This is a genomic window from Sulfitobacter sp. NFXS29, assembly GCF_040148765.1.
Taxonomy (GTDB): domain Bacteria; phylum Pseudomonadota; class Alphaproteobacteria; order Rhodobacterales; family Rhodobacteraceae; genus Sulfitobacter.
In genome coordinates this window covers 95,316-117,818 of the sequence record NZ_JAGDED010000011.1, presented here as the reverse complement: position 1 = coordinate 117,818, position 22,503 = coordinate 95,316, and the positions used below count along the sequence as shown (strand labels likewise).

Annotated in this window: 18 protein-coding genes and 6 pseudogenes; 12 read left to right on the top strand and 12 right to left on the bottom strand. The window is 56.6% G+C overall.

The window, feature by feature from the left end:
* The first annotated feature begins 40 nt into the window (after nucleotides 1–40).
* Entirely contained in the window at nucleotides 41–940 is a 900-nt protein-coding gene (locus tag J3456_RS16420; RefSeq protein WP_349581216.1) for a LysR substrate-binding domain-containing protein, read from the top strand.
* Nucleotides 941–1,150: 210 nt separating this feature from the next.
* Here the strand turns inward: J3456_RS16420 and J3456_RS16415 are convergent.
* Nucleotides 1,151–1,624, bottom strand: a pseudogene (locus J3456_RS16415) (IS6 family transposase); the annotation flags it as partial.
* Nucleotides 1,625–1,670: 46 nt separating this feature from the next.
* Here J3456_RS16415 and J3456_RS16410 point away from each other — a divergent pair.
* On the top strand, nucleotides 1,671–2,384 hold the full coding sequence (locus J3456_RS16410; RefSeq protein WP_349581214.1) for an IS6 family transposase: 714 nt from the start codon (nucleotides 1,671–1,673) through the stop codon (nucleotides 2,382–2,384).
* 740 nt (nucleotides 2,385–3,124) lie between these two features.
* Here the strand turns inward: J3456_RS16410 and J3456_RS16405 are convergent.
* The 3 genes from J3456_RS16405 to panB form a co-directional block, all read right to left on the bottom strand.
* Nucleotides 3,125–3,493 (bottom strand): response regulator, encoded by a 369-nt coding sequence (locus J3456_RS16405; RefSeq protein WP_349581213.1) that lies wholly within the window; start codon nucleotides 3,491–3,493, stop codon nucleotides 3,125–3,127.
* A gap of 146 nt (nucleotides 3,494–3,639) precedes the next feature.
* A complete protein-coding gene (gene panC, locus J3456_RS16400) occupies nucleotides 3,640–4,530 on the bottom strand; it encodes a pantoate--beta-alanine ligase (protein ID WP_349581258.1) in 891 nt (296 codons plus the stop codon).
* Nucleotides 4,531–4,535: 5 nt separating this feature from the next.
* Nucleotides 4,536–5,348, bottom strand: a complete 813-nt coding sequence (gene panB / locus J3456_RS16395) for a 3-methyl-2-oxobutanoate hydroxymethyltransferase (protein WP_349581212.1) — start codon at nucleotides 5,346–5,348, stop codon at nucleotides 4,536–4,538.
* 127 nt (nucleotides 5,349–5,475) lie between these two features.
* Here panB and J3456_RS16390 point away from each other — a divergent pair.
* A pseudogene (locus J3456_RS16390) lies at nucleotides 5,476–5,776 on the top strand (transposase family protein); the annotation flags it as partial.
* A 164-nt stretch (nucleotides 5,777–5,940) separates the two neighbouring features.
* Nucleotides 5,941–7,080: pseudogene (locus tag J3456_RS16385) on the top strand (IS256 family transposase); the annotation flags it as partial.
* Nucleotides 7,081–7,556: 476 nt separating this feature from the next.
* Here J3456_RS16385 and J3456_RS16380 read toward each other — a convergent pair.
* Nucleotides 7,557–8,549 (bottom strand): annotated as a pseudogene (locus J3456_RS16380) (IS110 family RNA-guided transposase); the annotation flags it as partial.
* 333 nt (nucleotides 8,550–8,882) lie between these two features.
* Here J3456_RS16380 and J3456_RS16375 point away from each other — a divergent pair.
* The 4 genes and pseudogenes from J3456_RS16375 (at nucleotide 8,883) to J3456_RS16365 (ending at nucleotide 10,561) form a co-directional block, all read left to right on the top strand.
* Nucleotides 8,883–9,350 carry an IS4/Tn5 family transposase DNA-binding protein gene (locus tag J3456_RS16375; protein WP_349581211.1) on the top strand — a complete coding sequence of 156 codons (468 nt, stop codon included), beginning with the start codon at nucleotides 8,883–8,885 and terminating at the stop codon, nucleotides 9,348–9,350.
* Nucleotides 9,298–9,840, top strand: coding sequence for a transposase (locus tag J3456_RS16370; RefSeq protein WP_349581210.1), 543 nt, complete (start codon nucleotides 9,298–9,300; stop codon nucleotides 9,838–9,840). The genes J3456_RS16375 and J3456_RS16370 overlap by 53 nt, the downstream gene beginning before the upstream one ends.
* Nucleotides 9,837–10,058, top strand: a pseudogene (locus J3456_RS19460) (hypothetical protein); the annotation flags it as partial. The gene J3456_RS16370 and the pseudogene J3456_RS19460, both read left to right, overlap by 4 nt.
* Nucleotides 10,055–10,561, top strand: a complete 507-nt coding sequence (locus J3456_RS16365) for a plasmid pRiA4b ORF-3 family protein (protein ID WP_349581208.1) — start codon at nucleotides 10,055–10,057, stop codon at nucleotides 10,559–10,561. The pseudogene J3456_RS19460 and the gene J3456_RS16365, both read left to right, overlap by 4 nt.
* A 480-nt stretch (nucleotides 10,562–11,041) precedes the next feature.
* On the opposite strand, the gene J3456_RS16360 is transcribed toward J3456_RS16365, so the two are convergent.
* Nucleotides 11,042–12,007: a LysR family transcriptional regulator gene (locus tag J3456_RS16360; protein ID WP_349581207.1), complete on the bottom strand. Its 966-nt coding sequence runs from the start codon at nucleotides 12,005–12,007 to the stop codon at nucleotides 11,042–11,044.
* Between the two features lie 150 nt (nucleotides 12,008–12,157).
* Between J3456_RS16360 and J3456_RS16355 the strand changes: the two genes are divergently transcribed.
* Together J3456_RS16355 and J3456_RS16350 are read left to right on the top strand one after the other, a co-directional pair.
* A complete protein-coding gene (locus J3456_RS16355; RefSeq protein ID WP_349581206.1) occupies nucleotides 12,158–12,583 on the top strand; it encodes a hotdog fold domain-containing protein in 426 nt (141 codons plus the stop codon).
* 5 nt (nucleotides 12,584–12,588) lie between these two features.
* The gene (locus J3456_RS16350) at nucleotides 12,589–14,166 is read left to right on the top strand and encodes an AMP-binding protein (protein WP_349581205.1); all 1,578 of its coding nucleotides are present in this window, start codon (nucleotides 12,589–12,591) and stop codon (nucleotides 14,164–14,166) included.
* Between the two features lie 78 nt (nucleotides 14,167–14,244).
* Here the strand turns inward: J3456_RS16350 and J3456_RS16345 are convergent.
* Nucleotides 14,245–15,012: pseudogene (locus J3456_RS16345) on the bottom strand (IS5 family transposase); the annotation flags it as partial.
* A 150-nt stretch (nucleotides 15,013–15,162) separates the two neighbouring features.
* Here J3456_RS16345 and J3456_RS16340 point away from each other — a divergent pair.
* The gene (locus J3456_RS16340; protein WP_349581257.1) at nucleotides 15,163–15,690 is read left to right on the top strand and encodes a nitrilase-related carbon-nitrogen hydrolase; all 528 of its coding nucleotides are present in this window, start codon (nucleotides 15,163–15,165) and stop codon (nucleotides 15,688–15,690) included.
* Entirely contained in the window at nucleotides 15,632–16,678 is a 1,047-nt protein-coding gene (locus J3456_RS16335; protein WP_349581204.1) for a LysR family transcriptional regulator, read from the top strand. Before J3456_RS16340 ends, J3456_RS16335 begins: the two co-directional genes overlap by 59 nt.
* Nucleotides 16,679–16,708: 30 nt before the next feature.
* Here J3456_RS16335 and J3456_RS16330 read toward each other — a convergent pair whose 3' ends face one another.
* The 5 genes from J3456_RS16330 to J3456_RS16310 form a co-directional block, all read right to left on the bottom strand.
* Nucleotides 16,709–18,040: an aminotransferase family protein gene (locus J3456_RS16330; protein WP_349581203.1), complete on the bottom strand. Its 1,332-nt coding sequence runs from the start codon at nucleotides 18,038–18,040 to the stop codon at nucleotides 16,709–16,711.
* 74 nt (nucleotides 18,041–18,114) lie between these two features.
* Nucleotides 18,115–19,155 carry a zinc-dependent alcohol dehydrogenase family protein gene (locus tag J3456_RS16325; protein ID WP_349581202.1) on the bottom strand — a complete coding sequence of 347 codons (1,041 nt, stop codon included), beginning with the start codon at nucleotides 19,153–19,155 and terminating at the stop codon, nucleotides 18,115–18,117.
* Nucleotides 19,156–19,205: 50 nt separating this feature from the next.
* On the bottom strand, nucleotides 19,206–20,096 hold the full coding sequence (locus tag J3456_RS16320; RefSeq protein WP_349581201.1) for a type 1 glutamine amidotransferase: 891 nt from the start codon (nucleotides 20,094–20,096) through the stop codon (nucleotides 19,206–19,208).
* Nucleotides 20,097–20,124: 28 nt separating this feature from the next.
* A complete protein-coding gene (locus tag J3456_RS16315; protein ID WP_349581200.1) occupies nucleotides 20,125–21,633 on the bottom strand; it encodes an aldehyde dehydrogenase in 1,509 nt (502 codons plus the stop codon).
* 78 nt (nucleotides 21,634–21,711) lie between these two features.
* Entirely contained in the window at nucleotides 21,712–22,461 is a 750-nt protein-coding gene (locus tag J3456_RS16310; RefSeq protein WP_349581199.1) for an SDR family NAD(P)-dependent oxidoreductase, read from the bottom strand.
* Nucleotides 22,462–22,503 lie beyond the last annotated feature (42 nt).

Here is a 22,503-nt window from a genome sequence, read left to right as displayed (position 1 = left end):
TTCGTCTTTATCTTGATTCAGAATGAAGCAGAGGTTGGCAATGAGCGCGCGAGATATTTTTAAGGGAATGCACGAATTCTTGCTGGTTGGGCAAACCAAAAGTTTCCGCAAGGCAGCCGAGATCAAAGGAGTTTCGCCCGCTGCAGTAAGCGCGTCCGTAAAGCAACTTGAGGCGCGACTGGACCAACAGCTGTTTCACCGCACGACACGATTTGTCGAATTCACACCTGCCGGGCGGCTCCTATTTGATCGATTCAATTCCTCGCTGCATCTGCTGGAAGATACAATGGAGGAGCTTTCATCACTGAAGACGGCGCTATCGGGCGTACTGCGCATTTCCGTTCAGAATCTAGCAGTGGAGCCGGTTCTTCTCTCGGCATTGGCGGAGTTCGCAGATATGTATCCCAATGTTCGGGTCGAAATCGACAGCCGTGAGGGTGCCACCGATATCCTGAGGGATGGCACGGATATCGGCATTCATATCGGCCAATATATCTCGCCAGAGATGATCGCGGTGCCGGTCTCACGACCAACGCCTTGGTTGGTCGCCGGGTCTTCAAAATACCTCGATGCGAACGGGCGTCCCGATGAGCCTCGCGACGTCCTGAATTTCCGTTGCATTCGCCGCACTTGGCCCGACAGCGAAAATCACTACCGCTGGGAATTCGTTCAGAATGGACAAATGGTACGTATTGATCCGCCAGAAGGACTGACAGTGACCGACTTTGCCATGGCGGTGGGCCTTCTGACACGGCATGCCGGGCTTTGCTACATCACAGATGATATGTTTCGGGCGGCACGTGCCATTGTTCCAATGGAGCAGGTCTTAGCGGATTTCATGCCACCGCCAGACCAGATCTATGCATATTACAGCCCTGCAATGAAGGGTGTAAGGCGTGTGTCCGTCTTCGTGGATATTCTCCGAGGTAGAGCAAAATAAGGCTTCATTGGTCAATCATATAGTATACCTTCGCACATATATCGACACTTCAGGCCGTGACGAAGGAAACATTGCATTTCGGAGACACGCTTCCCGCTGAGCTCAGTCATGATCCCTTCACGGCAATCCTGACCCCACGCCCTATCGGATGGATAGGAACCAAGAGGGTGTTGTCACGTTAACTCACTGAGTTGGCAAGTCGGTTGCAGATCAGGCAACATTTGCCGCTGTCTTGTAAGCCTTGAACGCTTCGAGCCGGTTGTAGCGGATGGTGAGGGCAGAGCGGCGGCGGGCTGGGACAGAGAAACGATTGCGGGTTGCGGACTGCATAGATACGAAGCGTTGTAATCCACCCGGCGATCGGAAGCCTTGCATCACCCGCTCTCGTTTTCGGAAGGGCAAGTGGCTGTTCTCGGCGCAGTTATTGAGCCCCTTGTGGGACCAATGATCTAGGCCAGGCGCGACCTCGCGCTTGGCAGCCCCATATGAGCGCAGTTTGTCCGTAATGATCCTTTTTGGCTCGAAGCCCCAACGTCTCATTAGCTTGACCAAAAGCCGCTTTATGGCGCGCTTGTCTCGCCGCGATTGGAGGATTTCGTCAAGCACGAAGCCGTGTTGGTCGACCGCGGCAGAGCCAGTATGCCTGGCCCGCGATCTTACAACGACTTCGTCTAAGTGCCAGACGGCATCGTCAACTTGCGGGGCGTGACCTGAAATCGTACCGACCGACATGACAAAAGCCAAACATTCCGGCGCCTTCAAAGGCCACCGTTTCCCGCCTGAGATCATTGCCTATGCGGTCTGGTCTTATTTTCGGTTTCCCTTGAGCCTACGCGATGTCGAGGATCTACTTGCCGCGCGGGGCATCATCGTAAGCTACGAAACGATCCGGAAGTGGGTTGGAAAATTTGGCACAAACTATGCCGCGACCATCAGGCGGGATCGGCCCGCACCATCTGATAAATGGCACCTTGATGGAGTGGTTATTCCTATCCGCGGGCGTAAGTTCTGGCTTTGGCGCGCGATCGACAGCAAGGGTGACGTTCTTGATGTTCTGGTGCAATCTCGGCGCAATACGCGCGCCGCGAAACGTTTCTTCCGCAAACTATTCAAACAATATGGGCGACCGCGCGTTGTGATAACGGATAAGCTCGGCAGCTATAGTGCGGCTTTGAAAAGCCTCGCTCCCGGTATCGAGCACCGAAGGCATAAAGGCTTAAACAACAGATCTGAAGGCTCGCATCGACCGACGCGGCGCCGAGAAAAGATCATGGCCCGCTTCAAATCGCCCGGCCAAGCACAGCTCTTTTTGTCTGTCCACGATCAAGTCCAAACCGTATTTCGCCCTCGCCGCCACAAACTGTCCGCTCCGGCCTATCGACAATCTCGCTCAGATGCTCACATCATTTGGGACGACATCACATGTGAGTTGAAGGCCGCTTGACCAGGGGAGTGTGGCTCCTTTTCGGCAAGATCCGATAAGTTGACGATGCCGATCGAGGGTGCCTGAGCCAGCCACATGCGAGGGCAGGGAGATGCCGTCACTTTTCGCTTCTGAGCGGCACCACATTTTAGGTATCCACCCATTTTCCAGTAGACGCAGATTACTTCCCCGACCCGATAGTGCTCAACGTCCGCGTCATTATACTCAACGAAGGCGTCGAACACCTCATTATCATTATAATCTCCATTGCCGCATTTGTAATGTCTTCTGCGGCCATATCGTCCTGGAGTTCATCTAGATCAATGCCCCCGGCCGCGAGGGCCTTGGCGAGCTCTTGCGCGGTCTCGGGCTGAGCGCGTTCGACAGGATGGACTTGGGAAATAACGATAGTTTTCATTTTCTAAGCTTCTTCATCAATCTGTATTCATGCAGTTATTTGGATCACGAAGGGCCTATTTGGTGTTGGTTTTTCCTGCAATACCCATGCTAGCTTTTCTGCCCGGGTGGTGCCCTCAGGGATGCCCCAGAGGCTGCAATGACCCGAAAAGGCCGGTGCCGTTCCGGGCCGCGGAGCATAACACATGGGTGTCCTTCCGATATGGAAGGAGGCGCTAAGTGTTTTAGCTTGGCTCAGAACTTGGAAATCACGCACGACCACCCTGACTGGTTCGCTGGCTGAGGAATGAATCTCAAACTGATCGATGACCGGTTTCGATCATGAGCGGCTTTTGTCACATGGGTCACCGCTTCAAAACATCCAAAATCTGGCGACCAAGAGCCATTGGGTCGAACGGTTTTGGTATGATTTCTTTTGCTCCTAGACTAAATAGCTCCGCTTCACTCGCCGCGCCTACGCGGGCCGTCATAAAAATGGCGGGTACATCTTCTAGACTTGGGAATTCGCGTAGCCGTTCCAATGTTTCCGGTCCTGACATCCCCGGCATCATGACATCCAGTAGCAGGACATCTGGCATGTAGTCCGGGGCAATTGTGAGCGCTTCTTCTCCGGATAGGCAACCGACGGTTTCAAAGCCCCCTGAAAGCTCTAAGGACATCTTCGCCACCTCCAGAATATCCGCATCGTCATCTACATGCAGCAGTTTGAGCATGGTACGTTCCTACAAAATTTCATTCTGAGACCTCCAAGAAAGAGAAGTGTTGAAGCAACCCCTTTGGCATGAACTTCTAGGCCCGCAATAGCAAATTTGATAAAGCGAGCTAGGGCAGAGCTCAGAGCGTGATGCTTGATCGCAATTCAGGCAGGCTCACACAGCTGCGCAGAATTTGTTGTCTGGGTCAGCACTGGGATAGGCAGGTTGTCGATCAGCCGCACCCCATTCAGCCACGCGGCTGCGAACAGACGCGCGGGCTGATCAGCTGTCTCTATGGCGAGCAAGCCGGGATCGCTGCGCACTTCAAAATAGTCGACCTTGTCAAAACCAGCGACAAGGAGAGCTTGATGCGCGGTCTCCAAAGCTTGAGAAACGTTGCCACCGCGGCCGATGACGTTAGCCGCACTCTCCAACACGCGCCCGAGAACCGGGGCCGTGGCACGTGCTCCGCTGCCAAGCCGCAGATTGCGTGAGGACATAGCGAGACCATCCTCCTCGCGGACCGTTGGGCATGCTACAATCTCGGTTTTGAGATCAAGATCGTTCGCTACCCGGCGTACTACCTGGAGCTGTTGATAGTCCTTATCCCCAAAGAAGGTATAATCCGCATCGGTTTGCAAAAGCAGTTTTGTTACCACGGTAGCCACGCCATCAAAATGTCCCGGCCGGTCGCCGCCGCATAGCCCATCGCTAACTCCAGACACCGAGACCGTGGTGGAGAACCCCGAAGGATAGATTTCCTCCGGAGCCGGCACGTAAAGCGTGTCAATTTTCAGCGGGGCCAAGGTGCGAGCATCGCTCTCTTCGGTTCTGGGATAATTTTCCAAATCTTCTGGATTGTTAAACTGACGCGGGTTCACAAAAACCGTCACGATCACCCGGTCGGCGCGGGCGAGGGCGGCTCTGACAAGGCTTAAATGGCCGTCATGTAGCGCACCCATCGTGAGCACAACGCCGATCGTCTCGCCGCTACGGCGCCAATCCCGGGTTTGGGCTTGCAACTTAGCCTTTTGACGAATGATCCTCATGGGGATGCTCTCTATTTTGTAAAAATGTGATCGGCGGAAGGAAAGGTGCGAGAGCGCACTTCAGAGGCGTAGGTCTCAATTGCCGCTGAGGCGTCGGCGGCGAGATGAGCGTAACGCTTTACGAACTTCGGCTTAAAGGCGTCAAATAAGCCAAGCATGTCATCTATTACGAGGATCTGGCCGTCACATCCTGCTGAAGCGCCAATACCGATTGTCGGAATTGGGACCTTGGCAGTGATGTCATCGGCTAGGCTGGCAGGCACTTTCTCTAGGACAACCGCAAATGCACCGGCGTCAGCAACTGACTTCGCGTCTTCCAGGACCCGAGTAGCGTCCGTGCCGCGGCCCTGCACCTTATACCCTCCAAAGGAGTTCACCGCCTGTGGCGTGAGTCCGATATGCGCCATTACGGGAATGCCGCGTTCGGCTAAAAACCGGATGGTTTCTGCCATGTGCTGCCCGCCTTCAAGCTTTACGGCGCTGGCGCCAGTATCTGCCATGAGTTGTGCCGCGTTGCGAAATGCTTGAGCCGGACCCTCTTCGTAACTGCCGAATGGCAAATCGATAACCATCATTGCTCGTTCGACCCCGCGAGCCACTGCTCGTCCGTGCAGGGTCATCATCTCCATTGTCACATTAAGAGTTGAGGAGAGGCCGTGCAGCACCATGCCTACACTGTCTCCAATGAGGATGAGGTCGCAATGACCATCAGCCATCTTTGCCACCGGGGTGGTATAAGCGGTTAGGCACACCAAAGGAGTTGTGCCTTTGCGCGCAAGAATGTCGGCGGCAGTTAAGGTCTTTGTGGGTGCAGAAAAGCTCATCTTAGGTACTCAAGTTTACGTTAGGTAAGGTTTCTAGCGAGCTGCATGTTGGCTTGCAAGCGCAGCGCAATTTTATTGCGCTAACAGTTCGAAATATTTTTGAATGTTGAAAGAAAAACGCTGTGCTTACGGCCCCCACGAGACGCCTTATAACCATTGGACGCGCTGGAGTGACAAAGGCATCTTCGCAAAGATCATGTTGGGACTGGCCGCCGGACACAGCGAAAAAATACCGTAATGATTGATGCTACCTACCTGAAGGCTCACCGTACAGCGTCCAGTTTAGGCGTCAAAAAGGGGGGCGCGAACGTCTGTTCGGACGGACCAAAGGCGGCATGAACACCAAACTGCATGCAATCTGCGATAGCCGGGGACACCCACTCAATGCGTTCGTAACGGCAGGAAAGGTGAGCGACTATATAGGTGCGCGGTGGTCATGTCCCAGGGAGAGGTGTAACTTCTGGTAGCGCCTTTGGTGGCGTCCGCGCCCTTCATGAGGCGCCGTAGGACGTCATCAAAGACGCGGTGGTCATCGGTGAATTTTCGGTGAGGTCGGGTTGCGAACATCAACCTGAACCGAAGGAAGACCCCGATGACCAAACCTATGATGGACCTGAAAGAGCTTGTCGATAAGAGCGCGGATGCCGATCTTCATCGAGATATGATCGGTTTTGCCGCCGAAAGGCTGATGGAATTGGAGGTTGGTGCGAAAACCTGTGCCGACTATCATCAGAAGACGCCGGAGCGGAAGGCGCAGAGAAACGGCTTCCGCGAACGCGATTGGCAGACGCGGGCCGGGAACGTGGAACTGCGGATCCCGTAGCTGCGCACCGGCAGCTATTTTCCTTCTTTCCTGGAGCCGCGGCGGGCGACAGAGAAGGCATTGAGCGCGGTTATTCAAGAAGCTTATGTCCATGGCGTCTCAATCCGTTCCATGGACGATCTCGTGCAGGCAATGGGCGGTACCGGCATCTCGAAGAGCCAGGTTAGCCGCCTGTGCGAAGAGATTGATGAGCGGGTTGATGCATTTTTCACCTGTCCGATTGATGGCGAATGGCCCTATCTGTGGATTGATGCGACTTATCTCAAGGTTCGTCAGGGCGGGCGTATCGTCTCCGTTGCCGTCACCATCGCCGTCGGCGTCAATACAGACGGCCGCAGAGAGGTGCTGGGCATGTCCATCGGCCCGTCCGAGGCCGAAACCTTCTGGACGGAATTCCTGCGCGATCTGGTGCGGCGCGGGCTATGTGGTGTGAAGCTGGTCATCAGCGATGCCCATGAGGACATCAAGGCCTCAGTGGCACGCGTGCTGAACACGAGCTGGCAGCGTTGTCGGGTGCATTTCCAGAGGAACGCTCTTGCGCATGCGGGCAAGAGCAACCGACGCGTCGTCTCCGCCTTTATCGCCACCGCCTTCGCACATCCGGACCATGCGGCGACGAAAGCCCAATGGCGCAACGTCGCAGACCAGATGCGGGGCAAGCTGCCCAGGCTCTCTGGGTTGATAGATGATGCCGAGGAGGACGTGCTCGCTTACATGACCTTTCCCTATCAGCATCGGACGAAGTTGCATTCGACGAATCCGATTGAACGTTTGAACGGCGAGATCAAGCGCAGGACAGACATCGTCGGGATCTTTCCAAATGAGGCTGCCATACGTCGGCTCGTCGGCGCCATCCTCATGGAGCAGACCGAGGAGTGGACTGTGCAGCGTGCGCGCTACATGACGCTTCCGTCATGGGGCTTTAGTGGTCAAGCCGGAATCGGCGCAAAAATTCCGCTGCGATCCACCAGTATGGCTGCAGCATATGAGACGCGGGGGCGCGGAGACCGTAAATCTCGGAGCGCAGCCCGCGTCGCACGCCCCGTAAGGTCGTCCATATTGCTCTATACTCCTTCGGCAGCAACGAAGCTTGCAATCTCAGCCCTCACGCCGGTGTCATGCTTCCGTCCGTGGTTGGCATGCAGGGCCACCTACATGATGTCGGTGAGATCGGTTCCTGGATGCCTATCTGGAAAACGCGCTCGAACGGATTGCTCGGCGGCGGCGTCATATCCGGCGTTGCCAGGAACCGCGTCCCGGTGGGGACCTCGTCTTGGCAGGCTGAATCCTGCCAGGAGCTGTTGTACCTCCTCTTTCCGATCGTGTCGCAAGGTCAGGCGGTAGCCGCTGTACCTGGGGCTTCGTTTTGAACACCGCTTCATGCAGAACTCCGTGCCATCCAGCCACATGCGGTGCAGCACAACTCCGATGCGTCCTGCGACCGCCACGGTGGCGCGTTTCTGCCCCCGGCGCTTGGCGACCTGTAATCCCCACGCCTTGAGCCAGCACGGTCTTGCTCGGTGCATCAGTACGGTTGCCGCGTTGAACCACGCAGTTCGCAATGATGCATCACCCGCTTTTGTGATCCGACCAGAAACGTCTCGTTCGCCAGACTGCTCTCTCCGCGGTGTCAGACCGGCCCATGGGCCGATATCGCGCGACGAGTGGAATCGCCTTGGATCATCAATCGCCGACCGAACCGTCAGCGCGACTACGGCGCCGACGCCAGGCATGGTCATCATTAGCCTACAGGCATCGTCATGACGTGCGAGTGCGAGGACCCGACGCTCGAAAGCAGAAAGTTCACTACGCAGTACTGCTCGGGCCCTCAAGATCGCTGCAGATGCAGCCTCCAAAGCAGAGTTTCCTGCTACCAGTTCTCGGATCCGCTCTTCGTAGCGGATTTTGCTGACAGGACCGAGCTTCAGCCCGAAGTTGCGCAACACTCCCCGGAGCGATTGCTCGATATCCAGCAACGCTTTCTGAACCGCCTTGCGAGCACTGAGAAGAGCGCGCATCTCTTGCGCCGAAACCGATTTGCAATGGACCGGCCTGAACCAGCCCATGCGCAGCAGCCGCGCGATACCCTCGGCATCGCGTCGGTCGGTCTTGACGGGCATCGCCTTTAAGACCGCCTTTACCTGGCGCGTTTCCATCAGAATGAGCTCGAAGCCTGCCTCTTGCAAGCCACGATGGAGCCATTGTGACAGTGGTCCGGGCTCGAGGCCGATCGCTTCTATGGGCCATGGCAGATCACTTAAGAACGAGATGTAAGCTTCAGGTTCGCTTACGATCTGCGCTTGCTTCAGGATCTGCCCACGTTCGTCGAGTACGCAGACTGCTGAACTCGCGAGCGAAACGTCGATACCAACGAAAATCTTGTCATCCTCCACTGAGATGTGAAAGCGCCAGAGTATCAGAACCTGGCCGCCCCATGACGACATCTGGAAACCTTGACACCGGTCTGCGATGATCCCATCATCAGCCTGTATGCAACTCAGACGGACTGATCAGCTCGGCCCGTCGAAAGCGCCCGGCTAGCCGCAAGGTACACCACGCTATGGGACATGATCTGCGCGGTAACCGCGTGATTGGACTTGCAGTTACCCATAAGTTTGGTGCGGCGAATTGATTCACCCATCAATCTTGCTCTTGCCCGCGCAGCCCCGATCATGATTCGTCATGTGGCACCGAATGAATGAAGTGCAGATATGGGACAGAATTGGGTGGGGACGGAAACTGCCAGATGTGATCTGGGAGATGTTCGACTGAACGGGCGGCTCGAAGCAATGCTCGCGGCCCTTGGAGATCGTCCGGGAAAATCGCTGGCCACGGCGTTCCGAGACTGGTCGAACACCAAGGCGGCATACCGTTTCTTTTCAAATGAGAATGTCAGCGAAGACAAGTTTCTTGAGGGTCATTTCGCCGCCACTGGCTTGCGCTTCGAGGCCACCAACGGTACCATTCTGATCTTACAGGACACCACGGAATTCACCTTCAAACGGTTCGCTCCGGAGAAGGTCGGGTTCAAGAAGATATCCACTGGACGCAAAATGAAAGAGGGCCGGGGACCGCCGCTCTTAAACGCAAGATCAACCCGACCCGTGTGCCTATTGAAGAGAAAGCATGCGTTGGCTCGACAATTTGCGCCTGTCCACCGAATTAACTGGGGCACCTGAGCGCTGTGTGCATATCGGTGATCGGGAAAGCGACATCTATGAACTCTACTGCCTGGCCGACGAGCTCGGGACGGGGTTCCTCGTGCGTAGCTGCGTCGAGCGTTTGGCGGAGGATGGCGGAACGACCATCGCCAAAGTGATGGCTGAAGTGCAATCCAGTGGCACGCATGAGGTCCGGTTCCGCGACGCGCAGGGCAAGGATCATTGCGCCGTGCTGTCTGTCAAACAAGCGACCATGACTGTTCGGCCCCCGATCGGGAAGCAGAAGAAATACCGGCATCAGAACCTCCAGATAATCCATGCCGAGGAACTCAATCCGCCAGAAGGCAGAGCGCCTGTCTTCTGGAAGCTGATCACGAACCTGCCGGTTACGACCCATGCCGACGCCGTCCACAAGCTCGATTGGTACGCGTTGCACTGGAAGATCGAGACCTTCTTTCGAACCCTGAAGACTGGGTGCCGGATCGAGGAACTTCTTAGCCACAGTTGATCGGCCATGCCTGTGTGGCGCTGACCCCCATTCATACGTTGATCGCGTGCCACGTGCTGAATGCTGGCCGTTTGCATGGTGACGGTACCACAGTGCCGCCACTGGCGCGTGGTGGCGCAAAGACGGCGCGACTGCCCGAGATGCCTGTGTCACGCTTGCCAGAGCTGTTACCCTGGAATTGGAAGGCCGCCATGGGATTGAAGAGGATTGCTGCATGACGCTGGTCGCGCGCATCAAGGTCACATTGTCCGATGTCGAGCCTCAGGTGCTTCGACGCTTTGATGTGCCCCTCAAGATCAAGCTGAACCGCCTGCATGATGTGATCCAGGCTGCCATGGGATGGACCGACAGTCACCTGTATGAGTTCAAGGCCGGCGGCAGCGGCTGGGGCGTACCAGACCCAGATGGTTTTTACGATGGCCCGATGCCCGCCAGCAAAACCAGCCTGCTTGACGTGACCGAAGATGTGGGAACCAAGACCATCCATTACACCTATGACTTTGGCGACAACTGGCACCACGTGATCAAGATCGAGAAAATCGATGGGTCTATGGCGGGTGTCGCAGATCCACGCCTGGTAAGGGCCATCGGAGCTTGCCCTCCGGAGGATGTGGGCGGCTTCTCCGGCTACGCTGACTTTCTTGAAGCCATGGCCGACCCCAAGCACGAAGAACACGATCAGATGCTGGTGTGGTATGGGGGGACAGTTCGACCCGGATGAGACAGAGATCGGTCGCATCCTCGATAACTTCGAGCGCTCGCCAAAAAATGGGCCCCGAAGCCGCGCAAACCAAAAGCCGCACCCAAACGCCTCTGATCAATACGGTGCGCCCACGGCCTTCGCCGAATGCTTACGTTCTGGGAACCCTTGACCATGACCATGTTCCTCGGGCTGGCGATCACGCTGGTCGGGGTGTGGTTTACCTCACGGGGATCGTTCCCAACCGAAGACGCTGCAACCAAGCTGATTTACTTGGCGATCCGAAACTTTGAGAGAGGCGGCCGGAACGTTCGAGAATGGTTTGCGGCTCGCATGCGAAATGCGCAGCTCGCAATCATTTCGCCATAATGTTCGAGGATCGCTTCAATGCGTGACTGTATTTAAAACCCGCATGGGCCAGACCAGATACACAAAGTTCATGACACTCCCGTGCCGATGCCGTCACTTTCTTTGGTGGATAAGCGGGAAACATTTACACAATTAATTACTCTTGTGAACTGAAAGCAGCGCTTCGTGGAACGCCGAGACGACACGTGTCATCTGGGGCGAGCGTCGCCTAGCGCAATAGTATTTCGCTTTATAATTGAACTTTTCTTTTGAAACTCCCTTAAGCTTTTCGGATTGAACTAGGTACGATATTAAGTGACTTGGAAGAAATCCAACGAAACGACCCGAGAGTATCATGACCAACACAGCTTCCTGATCTGACCCACTTGCGCTTCTTATCAGCCCATGGTCGTGCGCAAGCATCATGCTCGGCGAAAGGTAATCCAACGCGGCAAGTTTCTGGTGACGCAAATCATCCCAATCAAGATTGCTGTGGTCCGCTTCGAACCAGGGATGTCTGGTGCCCACACAAAGTATCATCTCTTCGTCAAACAATTCATCGTAAAAGATGCTATCGTGCTGACGATTAGTAGGTAGAACCGCTAGCTGAAATTGACCATTCAATACCCCTTGTTCGAGAGTTGTGATACCAGCTACGTGGAGCCTCAACTCTACATTCGGAGCAACCTCGTGAAACCGAGCCAGAGCCTCTGGTATGCGAGATTCCGGATTGGTAGAGGTGTTCTCGAAAATTCCGACATTCAGTTCTCCCTGCATACTCTGGTGCATGTCGTAGACAGTTCTCCGAAAAGACTCGGTTGCCGCCAACAACTCTATCGTTGCTTGGTATACCTTCGTTCCTTCTACAGTCAGCAGAAAACCGGAGCGACCGCGTCGGCAGAGCTCTAATCCTAATCTCTGCTCCAGGTCGGTCAGATGCCGACTTATCGTTGAAAGTGCCAGGTTGAGCTCTGACTCGGCTGCTGACAACCCTCCACAATCCGCTACTGCTTTGAAAATGTACAGTAACTTTAGATCAACTGAGGAGATCTGCCTAATGTGTGGCTTCGATTTTAGTTGCATGATCTTTAAAGTAACATTTGAAACTTTGTAATTCAACAAAGTAAATTCTTGCGGCAGGCTGCGGACCGACACCGAGCTCAAGTTGGGTCGCGCGGCGGGTCTTAGCGAGAAGCGGGCCAACCTTGCGCTTCGAGGTCTCAACAAACACGGGTAAATGCATCTTTCAGGTGCTTTGGAGGAGATACGATGACTTTAAAAACCACTACAAACACGAGCGCCCATGTTGGTATGTCGCTGTCCCATCGCCGTTATATCGATTTTGGAAAGGCCCATTATGATGGCAATCTGGTCGATGGCGGCTTCCTGCTCGGTCAATACAGCGATATTGCGACGGACTTGAGCATCCAGATGGACGGTCACGAAGGCCTCTTCGCCTCGTATAGCGAGGTGACGTTCCATGCACCGGTCCGCGGCGGCGACGTGCTTGAGGTGAAGGTAGATGTCGAGGCGATTGGCCGCCGCAGTCGATCGCTCTCTTTCAGTACTTGGGTCGTCTCCCGCGCGATCCCTGAAAGAGGAGCGGGCTGCGCCGAAGTGTTAACTGACCCGATCCTTGCCGTGGTGGCAAAAGGAACCGTCGTAGTTCCACTGACCTTTCAAATTAGCGAGTGACTGCCATGACCGGTCAGACCCATTACCCTACGCTTTGGAACCTTCTGGAAAGACAGGCGTCAGATACACCTCGGAAGGATTTTCTCAGGACGCCGGACTGCGCAATTGACTACGGCTCGGCAAGCGCTCTTGTGGATCGATTTGCGGCCGGTCTGCAGGAACGCGGCATTCGCCCTGGTGACCGTGTTGCCCTTGTCATGTCCAACAGTATCGAACAAGTCTTGGTTTGGTTGGCGACGATCCGGGTGGGTGGCATCCACGTTCCTCTGAATGCGGGACTGTCGATGGAGTTACTCGCTCGGTCTTTGCGACAGGTGAAACCGAAGTTTGTGATTACGGACGCGGAGTTTGTCGAACTCACGGAAAACGCGTTGCAGGAAGCAGGTAGTGACCCTATTTCGGTGTTTGTTTATAGCGACGGACCGTACAAGAAACGCAAATCGACACTCGATATTGAACCACTTTCGGCACTCGAAGGTTCCTACGCACCCACACAGTGCGTTGTCGATCAACTTGCAACGGCAACGCTCCTTTTCACGTCGGGCTCGACAGGCGTGCCCAAAGCCTGCGCTCTCTCTCACCGCTATCTTGTGCGAGCCGGGGAGATCCACTGTCGCTATTTGGATTTGGCCAGCACCGACGTCCTCTTCACCCCGTTTCCCCTATTTCACATCGATGCTGCAACGCTCACGGTCGGAGCCGCGCTGGCTATAGGCGGAACAGCGGCACTTAGCTCGCGGTTCTCAGCCTCACGCTTCTGGAGCGAAGTCCGCGCCTGCGAAGCTACGGTATTCAATTTTATGGGGGCAACAGCCAATATTTTATGGAAACAAGCGCCAACCAAAGATGACAAGAATCACAAGGTTCGTTTGGCTTGGGGGGTCCCGATGCCAACATGCGAACCGCGATGGCAAGCGCGTTTTGGATTTCCCCTAATTGAGGTCTACGGAATGACAGACGCCGGTTTACCCGCGTATCAGCCTCTTGACCTTCCGCGCCGTGCAGGTTCTTGCGGTCGTGTGATTCCCGAATATGAAATTTGTATTGCCGACAGCGAGGGACACTCTCTGCCAGCAGGACAAGCAGGGGAAATCCTAATCCGATCGCATGAAGAAGGGCTAATCATGAACGAATATTTCGAAATGCCTGAAGCCACACAGAAGGCTCTCCGGGGTGGCTGGTTCCATACCGGGGACATCGGGCAACTGGATTCCGAAGGTTACCTTTATTTTCATTCTCGCGGATCAGAGGTAATTCGGCGTCGGGGCGAAAACATTGCGGCAACTGACGTTGAAAATGCTCTCAACCAACATCCGCTTGTCCAAGAGACCGCTGCAGTCGGCGTACCAAGCGAACTCTCGGAAGACGACATCAAGGTCTTCATTGCGCTCCAAGAGGGGGCAATTGTCGATCCTGCCGCACTCGTCGAGTACTGTCGTGCGGAACTGCCAAAATACATGATCCCACGCTACGTCGAAATAACAAAAAACCTTCCGAAAACGGCTACGCAAAAAATTGATCGCCGTTCGCTATCTCTTCGGCCCATGACATCCAATACATGGGACGCAGAGATCGACAACTAGTTATGCAAGAGCGTTGTTGCAGAAGTCGACGTCAGGACGTGATCCCGCTTTCGGTAGCTAAGGTCAGGCCAAGCGTTGGATCTCAGCGGTCTGATGATCGGTATCCCTTGGCGCGATCCGGTCGTCGGAGGGCTTCAGGTTTGTCATCCGGGCTTCGATCCTGCTGCGACATGATAGCCGGACCACCGCATCCTGATCGTCCGTCCGAGGTACCGCGTGGCCGACAGGGTGTAGTTCCTGGCGAGCGAAGCCGGGTAGCCTTCCTTACAAAGGCGGCCGTTCTTGCGAATGGGAATGACTCCCGCACCGCCACGCGCCAAGATCGCCTGTTATGGTGACGATTTCCACTTCACTCGGAATCTAGTTCAGGAGTTCGGACAGCACAAGGCTTTAGCACTTTCGGCTAGAGGTGAACTCCACTGCCGGGATGTCTCCAGTTGCGGTATCCATGGCCAGATGGACCTTGCGGTATTGGCGGTGGTGGTGCGTTCCGTGCTTTTTGACCAGCCACTCGCCGTCGTCGAGAAACTTGATGCGGGAGCGGTCCAACAGGAGGTCCAGGGATGCCTGAGGCCGGCGGAACGAGAGACGGACGATGATCGTCTTCTGGCACCGGCTGAGCCTGTAAAAGTCGTGTGCCGGACAGTTCAGCCTTGCTATTTTGAGTATTCTCGAAACCATATCCGTCGTTTGCCGGCGGAACAGGCCGAAGAACACCTTCACCATCAGACAGAACAGGATGGCCGTGTCGGAGAACACTGGCGGTCGCCTCGGCTGGCCGCATTTCGGAGCCAGCCAAGACATGTGCCGGTCCAGCTAGATGAGGAACGCCCCGCGCCACTTCAGCCCGTCGCTATAGAATTTCCAGTTCCTCGTAGGGTAGCGGGCAGGTTCAGGCTACGTCATCGCAGGCTCTTAACACACCGGATTTACGCAGTGGATCCTCACAATCTGTTGATGCCTTCGCCGAACAGGTAAAGACGGCGACGGACGGACCTGGGTCCGGGGCGCAGCTTCAGTGAAAGCACGACCTTTACGCTTGGCGATCAGGGCATCCTAACCCGAACTCACGGCGTCAGTGCGGCCATGGCGGTCTGCTATGACCTGCGCTTCCCCGAGTTGTTCCGCGACTACGCCACGGCCGGGGCCGGGATCCTCTTTTTGCCGGCGGCATTCACCCGAACCACCGGCGATGCAAACTGGCATTGCCTGCTGCGCGCCCGCGCGATCGAGAACGGTGCCTATGTAATTGCGGCCGGCCAATGCGGTTCTGGCCCCAACGGCGCAATGTCCGGCCATTCCTTGATCATCGATCCTTGGGGCTGCGTGTTGGCTGATGCCGATGCCGACGAAGGCTTTTGGCTAGCCGCCGCCGCAGAAAACCCGCACTTCACGCGAGAACGGAACTGTGCCGCTGGCGAAGTGGCCGAGTTTGAGTACGGTTTCCCCATGCGCCTGAGCGGTCATGAGAGCGAGAAGTGCGGTCGCGCCAATCCAATTTTTCATCAGGGTCCCGTTTTTTGATACATGTTTCCAATTAAGAAACGTTGACACTGATTGCGCAGCCGAGGTAAATCACATAAAATTCTGGTTTAGCACAAAAAAACGTCATGAGGTTGGAGGGTCTGCCATAAATATCCGCTCCATCGAGAGCTTTGTGATAACCGCCAAAATGGGCAGTTTTAGAAAGGCAAGCAATATCCTCAACGTTTGTCAGGCCATCGTAGCTGCGCAGGTCGCGAAACTGGAAGCCGATCTTGGCCGTCAGCTGTTTGCCCGGGAGGGATCCCATCTGGTTCTGAACGACGACGGCCAAGCAAGCCAAGAGGCGGCGCGTACTGCGCTTCGTGCTGTAAAGGATTTTGTCGAAGCGACCGGGTCAGGCGTCATGTCCGAGGACAGCATCCGGATCGCTTGGACCGATTACGCGTCCTTCCTGTTCCAACCGCTACTGCTGAAGCATCTGGACAAGCGCTATTCGACGATCGAGTTCGTCACCGGCACAAGCCAGATTGTGCAACGTCACGTGGATGAGGCGACGGTGGATATCTCCATCTCGGTCGGCGAGATGGCGGGGGACCAGATCCAGACACGTCGACTATTCTGCCTGCCGCTGAAGTGGATTGGGGCACCCTCCCTTCTGGCAGGACATGTGAGCGGTCTGTCCGCGCTGAACGACCAGACAATCCTGCAATATCCCCATGCCACTATCCCTGAGAAAGAGGTTATGCAGCAACTAGAGGAGGGACTAATTCGACCGCGCCGGATTGTGCGCTTGGATTCAGCTCATTCCTTCCACCGCGCCGTGCCGGACGGCGAGGGCATCGCATTGCTGTGCCCAGCTGCTTTCCGCGAGGAGCTGTCGGATGGCCGGGTAGCAGTACTTCCAATTCACCCAGCCACCGAGGGGATCACCTTATTTGCTGCCTTTCGCAGCGACATTGGGCGCGCTATGAGCGACGAGGTTCTCCGCCGCATGCGTGGGTTCATCGAGGAAGCCGGACTGACCTGAATCCTGCCTCCGACGCCGACTCCGATCGCTTTAGATGGCCAGCGCGCCAGTTGCGGCAAAATCATCCAGCGCTGAGCCGAGAATTTTGAGCAGCGTTATGATTTCTTCTGCGGAAATGGTCAGGGGTGGCGACAGCAAAATCGCGTTGTTGAGTGGCGGCACGCCCGAGGGATAGATTATTAGCCCCTTGTCGAAGCAGATCTCTCCGAAACGGGCAGCCACGGCTTTTGCCGTTACTGGCGGCTCTCCGGTGTTGGGATCACTGACGAATTCAAATCCCCACAGCAGGCCGCGGCCACGTACATCAGCCATGAAGCTGTGTTTGCGGGCCAATGCCCGCAGGCCGTCCTCGAGTTCCTTGCCGCGGGCCTGAACGTTGTCGAAGACCTTGTTTTGTATCATGTAGTCTTGCACTGCGAGGCAGGCCGCCGCACTGAGTGGGTTGTTCGAGAATGTGTGACCAAAGGGGGCACTGCCGCTATTCTGGCGCATCGATTCAACCAATGGGGCGCGCAACAGCAGGCCCGCCATAGGCGAATAACCTGCGCTCAGTCCTTTCCCGAAGGTCAAGACATCTGGGACAACTTCGGCCCATTCCGCTGCGAACCAACTTCCTGTCCGTCCCATCCCCGTGATCACCTCGTCGAGGATCAACAGGACGTCATTCTCATCACAGATTTCCCTCAGCCTGCGCAAATAGTTCTTGGGTGGCATGATAACGCCCCCTGCCGCGCCCACGATAGGCTCGACGATGATCGCTGCGACATTTTCGGGCCCGGCAGACTGAATGGCTTCCTGCCACGCTTCGGCACAATCCATGCCGCAGCTTTCCGGACGCTTGCCCCATGGGCAACGGTAGCAATAGGACGGGGGGACCGCTGGGAAAGCGTGCAAAAGCGATCCGTAGTCCTTTCGCCGCAGGTCATGGCCAGACATGGAAAGTGCGCCCATCGTCATTCCATGATAACTACGTTCGCGGCCCAGGATCTTTTGCTTGCCCGGCTGGCCGCGTTCTCGCCAGACGTGCAGGACCACGCGGATTGCATGCTCTGATGCTTCCGAGCCGCTGTTGACGAAAAAGGCATAGTCCAGATCGCCGGGAGCTATGGCGGCAAGCCGATCTGCCAGTTCCTCGGCCGGCGCATTGGTAAACTGGGTGCGATAGCTGAACGAAATCTTTTCCATTTGCCGCGCCACGGCCTGTGCAATTTCGGGTACGCCATGGCCGATATTGGCGGTCATCGCCCCCGAGCTGCCGTCCAGATAAGCGCGCCCTTCGGTATCGTATAGCCAAACGCCCTTGGCGTATTCGACCATCGGGTATTTGGCGTTAATTATCTGCTTGAGCAATGCCTTGGACATCAGAAATCCTTGCGAATGAAAACCCGAGACGGGAGCCTCGGGCATATGATTGGGATAAAGGGAGACAGGTTGTATCAGAACCGATCTATTATGGCGGCGCCTACTTCTTGGAAGCTGTCCATTTTTGGCAGCGCTGCGCAGCCTTCCTCCAAAGAAATGCGTCGACCGATAAGCTGGTCGGGGTGCAGACGGCCAGCAGCGATCAGTGACAGCATGTCGGCGTATTTGAACGGTTGCAGACCGTAGCTGCCCAACAGCTGAAGCTCACGCAGCACGACGCGGCCCATCGGGATTCCGGGTAAGGCCTGATCGCCAGCCAGTAAACCGATCTGGACGTGTTTGCCGCGTTTTGCAAGGCATTCGATTGAATTGCGGCAGGTAATTACGCTACCGAGGGCATCCACAGATACATGCGCGCCGCCACCGGTCAGATCCGCAATTGCACCGGGGACATCCTGTACCGACCGGCCATTGATCACGGCCTCGGCCCCCAGTTTGCGGGCAAGCTCAAGAGTGGCGTCCGAGATATCAACGGCAATGACACGGCCGCCCATAGCTGTAGCAATCATAATCGCCGACAAGCCCACGCCGCCACAGCCATGCACAACAACCCATTGGCCGGGCTCGACTGCGGCCTGCACCGAAATCGCCCGGAAAGCGGTCGCAAAGCGGCACCCCAGACCGGCGGCCGTTGCGAAGTCAATGCTTTCTGGCAGCGCGACAAGATTAGCATCCGCGTCGTCGATCGCCAAATATTCCGCGAACGAACCCCAGTGCCGGAAGCCAGGCTGAAACTGGTCGTCACAAAGCTGCTGATTGCCCGAGGCACATTGCGGACAGGTGCCGCAGACACCCATGAAGGGCATGGTCACACGGTCGCCGACTTTCCAGTTCTTGACCGCGCTGCCAAGTGCTGCAACCACACCGGCAAACTCATGACCGGGGATATGGGGAAGATGAATGTCGTTGTCATGGCCATGCCAGCCATGCCAGTCACTGCGGCAAAGGCCGGTGGCCTCGACTTTGATGACAACGCCAAAGGGGGTCGGCGTTGGATCGGGAACAGTGGTGACTTTGATCTGGCCCTTAAAATTTTCGTAGACGGCAGCGCGCATGAAACCTCTCCTGTGTCCTGTCTTGGCAGGTTATGTTGATTGGCCGGCCGTTAGACCGGGCCTGCTCCGTAGTTGGTATAATCCGGGCTGGTCGGGGCTGCTGTAACTCGCGCCCCAATCTGAAGTTCGAGCCAGTTCGATAGCTCGCGGGTGCGTTGGCGGTCATCCAGGAGATCAGCATCCAACGCAAACCGCCAGGCGATGTCGCGCCGCGCTCGATCGTCCTGCAAGACCCTCAGGTCCCTTACATAGGTGTTCAGCTCGTCATGGTCGCTGAACAGTCGTTCAGCGTTGATGACCGTATCGGCGTAGCGCAGCATGACATCGGCAAGGTCGCCGATGGTGAATTCAGGGTGATACTGGACCCCCCAGAAAGTGCCGTTCCCATGGCGGATTTCAGCCCCCTGTACTTCGCTGACGGCATTGGTCGCGGTGACAATCATACCCTCGGCGGGCCGGGTGACGTGCACGCTATGCACGGCTGGTGCGTCGAAGGCGCCGCTTCGACCGCGGTGCATCGGGTGATCTTGCCCGGCCTCAGTCAAGGTGATGCGACGGGCAAAGCCGATCTCGCGACCCCGGTGGTTCAGGGCAGCCTCGCCGCCAGCCGCGACGGTGGCGACTTGCAAACCCCAGCAGGAGCCGAAGAAGGGCATCCCGGCGTCGAAGACATCCCGGGCGAAGACGATCTGACGATGTACCTCCGGCCGATCCTCGTAGATCTGCAGGGCCGAGCCGGTCAGGACCACGCCATCGAAGCCATCCAGAACATGACGGGGTAGGTGGCCCTGTTCTGGCAGGTTGTAGACGTCGACCGTGAGGGTGGGCGCAAGGTCGCGCAGCACCTGGGCGTACCGTTCACCTTGGGTGAACCCGCACAAGGCGCGCGAGCGTTCTCTCGCCTCGGTGATGTTTCCTTCGGCAATCAGGATCTTCTTCATGTGCGCCCCCAAAGCAGGTGGTTGGCCATCAGAGGCGCACCCACGTAGTCTTCAGTTCGCTGTACTCGTTCAAAGCATGCAGAGATTTGTCGCGACCATTGCCCGACTGCTTGTAGCCGCCAAAGGGCGTGGTCATATCGCAGGCGTCATAGCAATTCACATAAACGATCCCCGCGCGCAGTGACTTGGCCACCAGATGCGCCTCGGTCAGGTTGTCCGACCAGACAGAGGCCGCCAGTCCATAGGGGCTGTCATTGGCGACTGCGACGGCCTCTTCGGCATTGTCCACCGCGATCACCGAGAGGACCGGACCAAAGATTTCTTCGCGGGCGATGGTCATTTCGTTGGTGACATCCGCGAAAACGGTCGGTGCCACATAGGCCCCACCGGTTTCCTCGAGGGCACGTTGCCCACCGGTGACTAAGGTTGCCCCTTCGTCCGCGCCACGCTGGACATAGTCCATCACGCGATTGGCGTGCTTCATGTCGACCAAAGCCCCCATCCGGGTTTCCGGATCGAAGGGATCCGAGGGCTGCCAGTCGGCAGCACGGGCCGCAATGACCTCTTTCACTTGGTCCAGTACGGAGCGTTCGACGATCAGCCGCGAGGGCGCAATGCAGACCTCGCCCTGATTGGCAAACATGGTGTTCGCCGCCGTACTGGCCGCCGTCTCAATATCCGAATAGGAAGAAAGAATGATGTTTGGGCTCTTGCCGCCCAGTTCCAGCCCGACTTTCTTGAGGTTTGACTTTGCGGAATATTCCATCAACAAGCGGCCGGTGACGGTCGAGCCCGTGAAGAAGATGCCGTCCACGTCCATGTGACAGGCCAACGCTTTGCCGGCTGTGTGGCCATAGCCGGGAACGACATTTAATACCCCTTCGGGGACCCCGGCCTCAAGCGCCAGTTGGCCCAAGCGGATCGCAGAAAGCGGCGATTGCTCGGCTGGCTTCAGGACTACGGAATTGCCCATCGCCAAGGCCGGACCGCATTTCCAGGCTGCCGTCACGAGGGGGAAGTTCCAGGGGACCACGGCCGCCACCACGCCAAGCGGTTCTCGGGTGATCATGGCCAGGTCGCGCTCGCCGGTCGGGGCGATCTCGTCATAGATCTTGTCGATGGATTCCGCGTACCAACCGAAGCAGCGCGCGGTGCCGTTCACGTCGCCGGCGACCGACACGGAAATGGGCTTGCCCATTTCCAGCGTCACCAGCGTTGCCAGTTCGTCTGAGTGGGCGCGTAGCAGCTCTGCGAAACGCTGCAGGATGGCCTTTCGCTCTGCAGGCGGCTTGGATTTCCAGCGGCCGTCATCGAAGGCGCGTCTTGCGGCGGCAACAGCGGCATCGACATCCGCCTCGTCGCACGAGGCGACGCTTGCAATGAGCCGGCCGTCGACTGGAGAGATGGCGTCGAATTGCTTGCCCGACTTCGCCTCTACCAGCTTGCCGTCGATCAGGGCACGCCCCTCGATGGAAAGGGTCGATACAGTTTTATGCCAGAATGCGGCGGATTTCGGCTGCGATATGGAATCGGTCATTGGACTCTCGCTTGGCAGACAGGGCGACATAGGCCGGCCCTGCAGTTGGTTAGGTTAGGCGTGAGGAACGGCTCAGTATCAGTACTTGAGCATCAGGCCGCCATCGACGATCAGGTCGACACCGGTGACGTAGGCAGCCGCATCGGACAACAGGTAGAGTGCCGCATCGGCCAGATCTTCGGGCTTGCCGACCCTTTTCATCGGGACGTAATCGGCCATGGCCTTTTTGTCTTCGTCGCTCCAACGCTCTTGCATCGGGGTCAGAGTGACGCCGGGATGGATAACATTGGAGCGGATATTCTGATCGGCGAACTGCATGGCGATGGATTTCGACATCGCGATGACGGCCGATTTGCTGGCCACATAAGCATCCTGAGGCTTGGCGTCGCCGCGCAGGCACTGAATTGTGCCGAAATGCACCATTGCGCCTCCACCGGCCTGTTTCATATAGGGCACCGCTGCGCGCGTGGTGTGAACCATAGACTTGAGGTTAATGTCCATCACGCGATCCCAAACGTCCATATCGATGTCCATTAAGGTGACATCTTTTCCGAACATCAGAACGCCAGCAATGTTCGCTAGATAGTCGATCCGGCCAAACTTGACGTGAGCATCTGCAACGGCCTTGGCAACGAACGCCTCGTCGCACAAATCACCCTGCGCGTATGTCAGATTCGCGCCCTCTTCCAGCGAGGTCGGCTTGTCTTTCAGGTCGATGCCCAAAACGGAAGCGCCCGCGGCAAGCAGTTTCTCGGTAAGGGCCAGGCCCATCCCTCCACCAGCACCGGTAACAATGGCCACGCGGCCGAAGAAGTCATATTTGATCATGGTAGCTCCCTGAACACTCTTTTTCATTCGCTGGCGGACCAG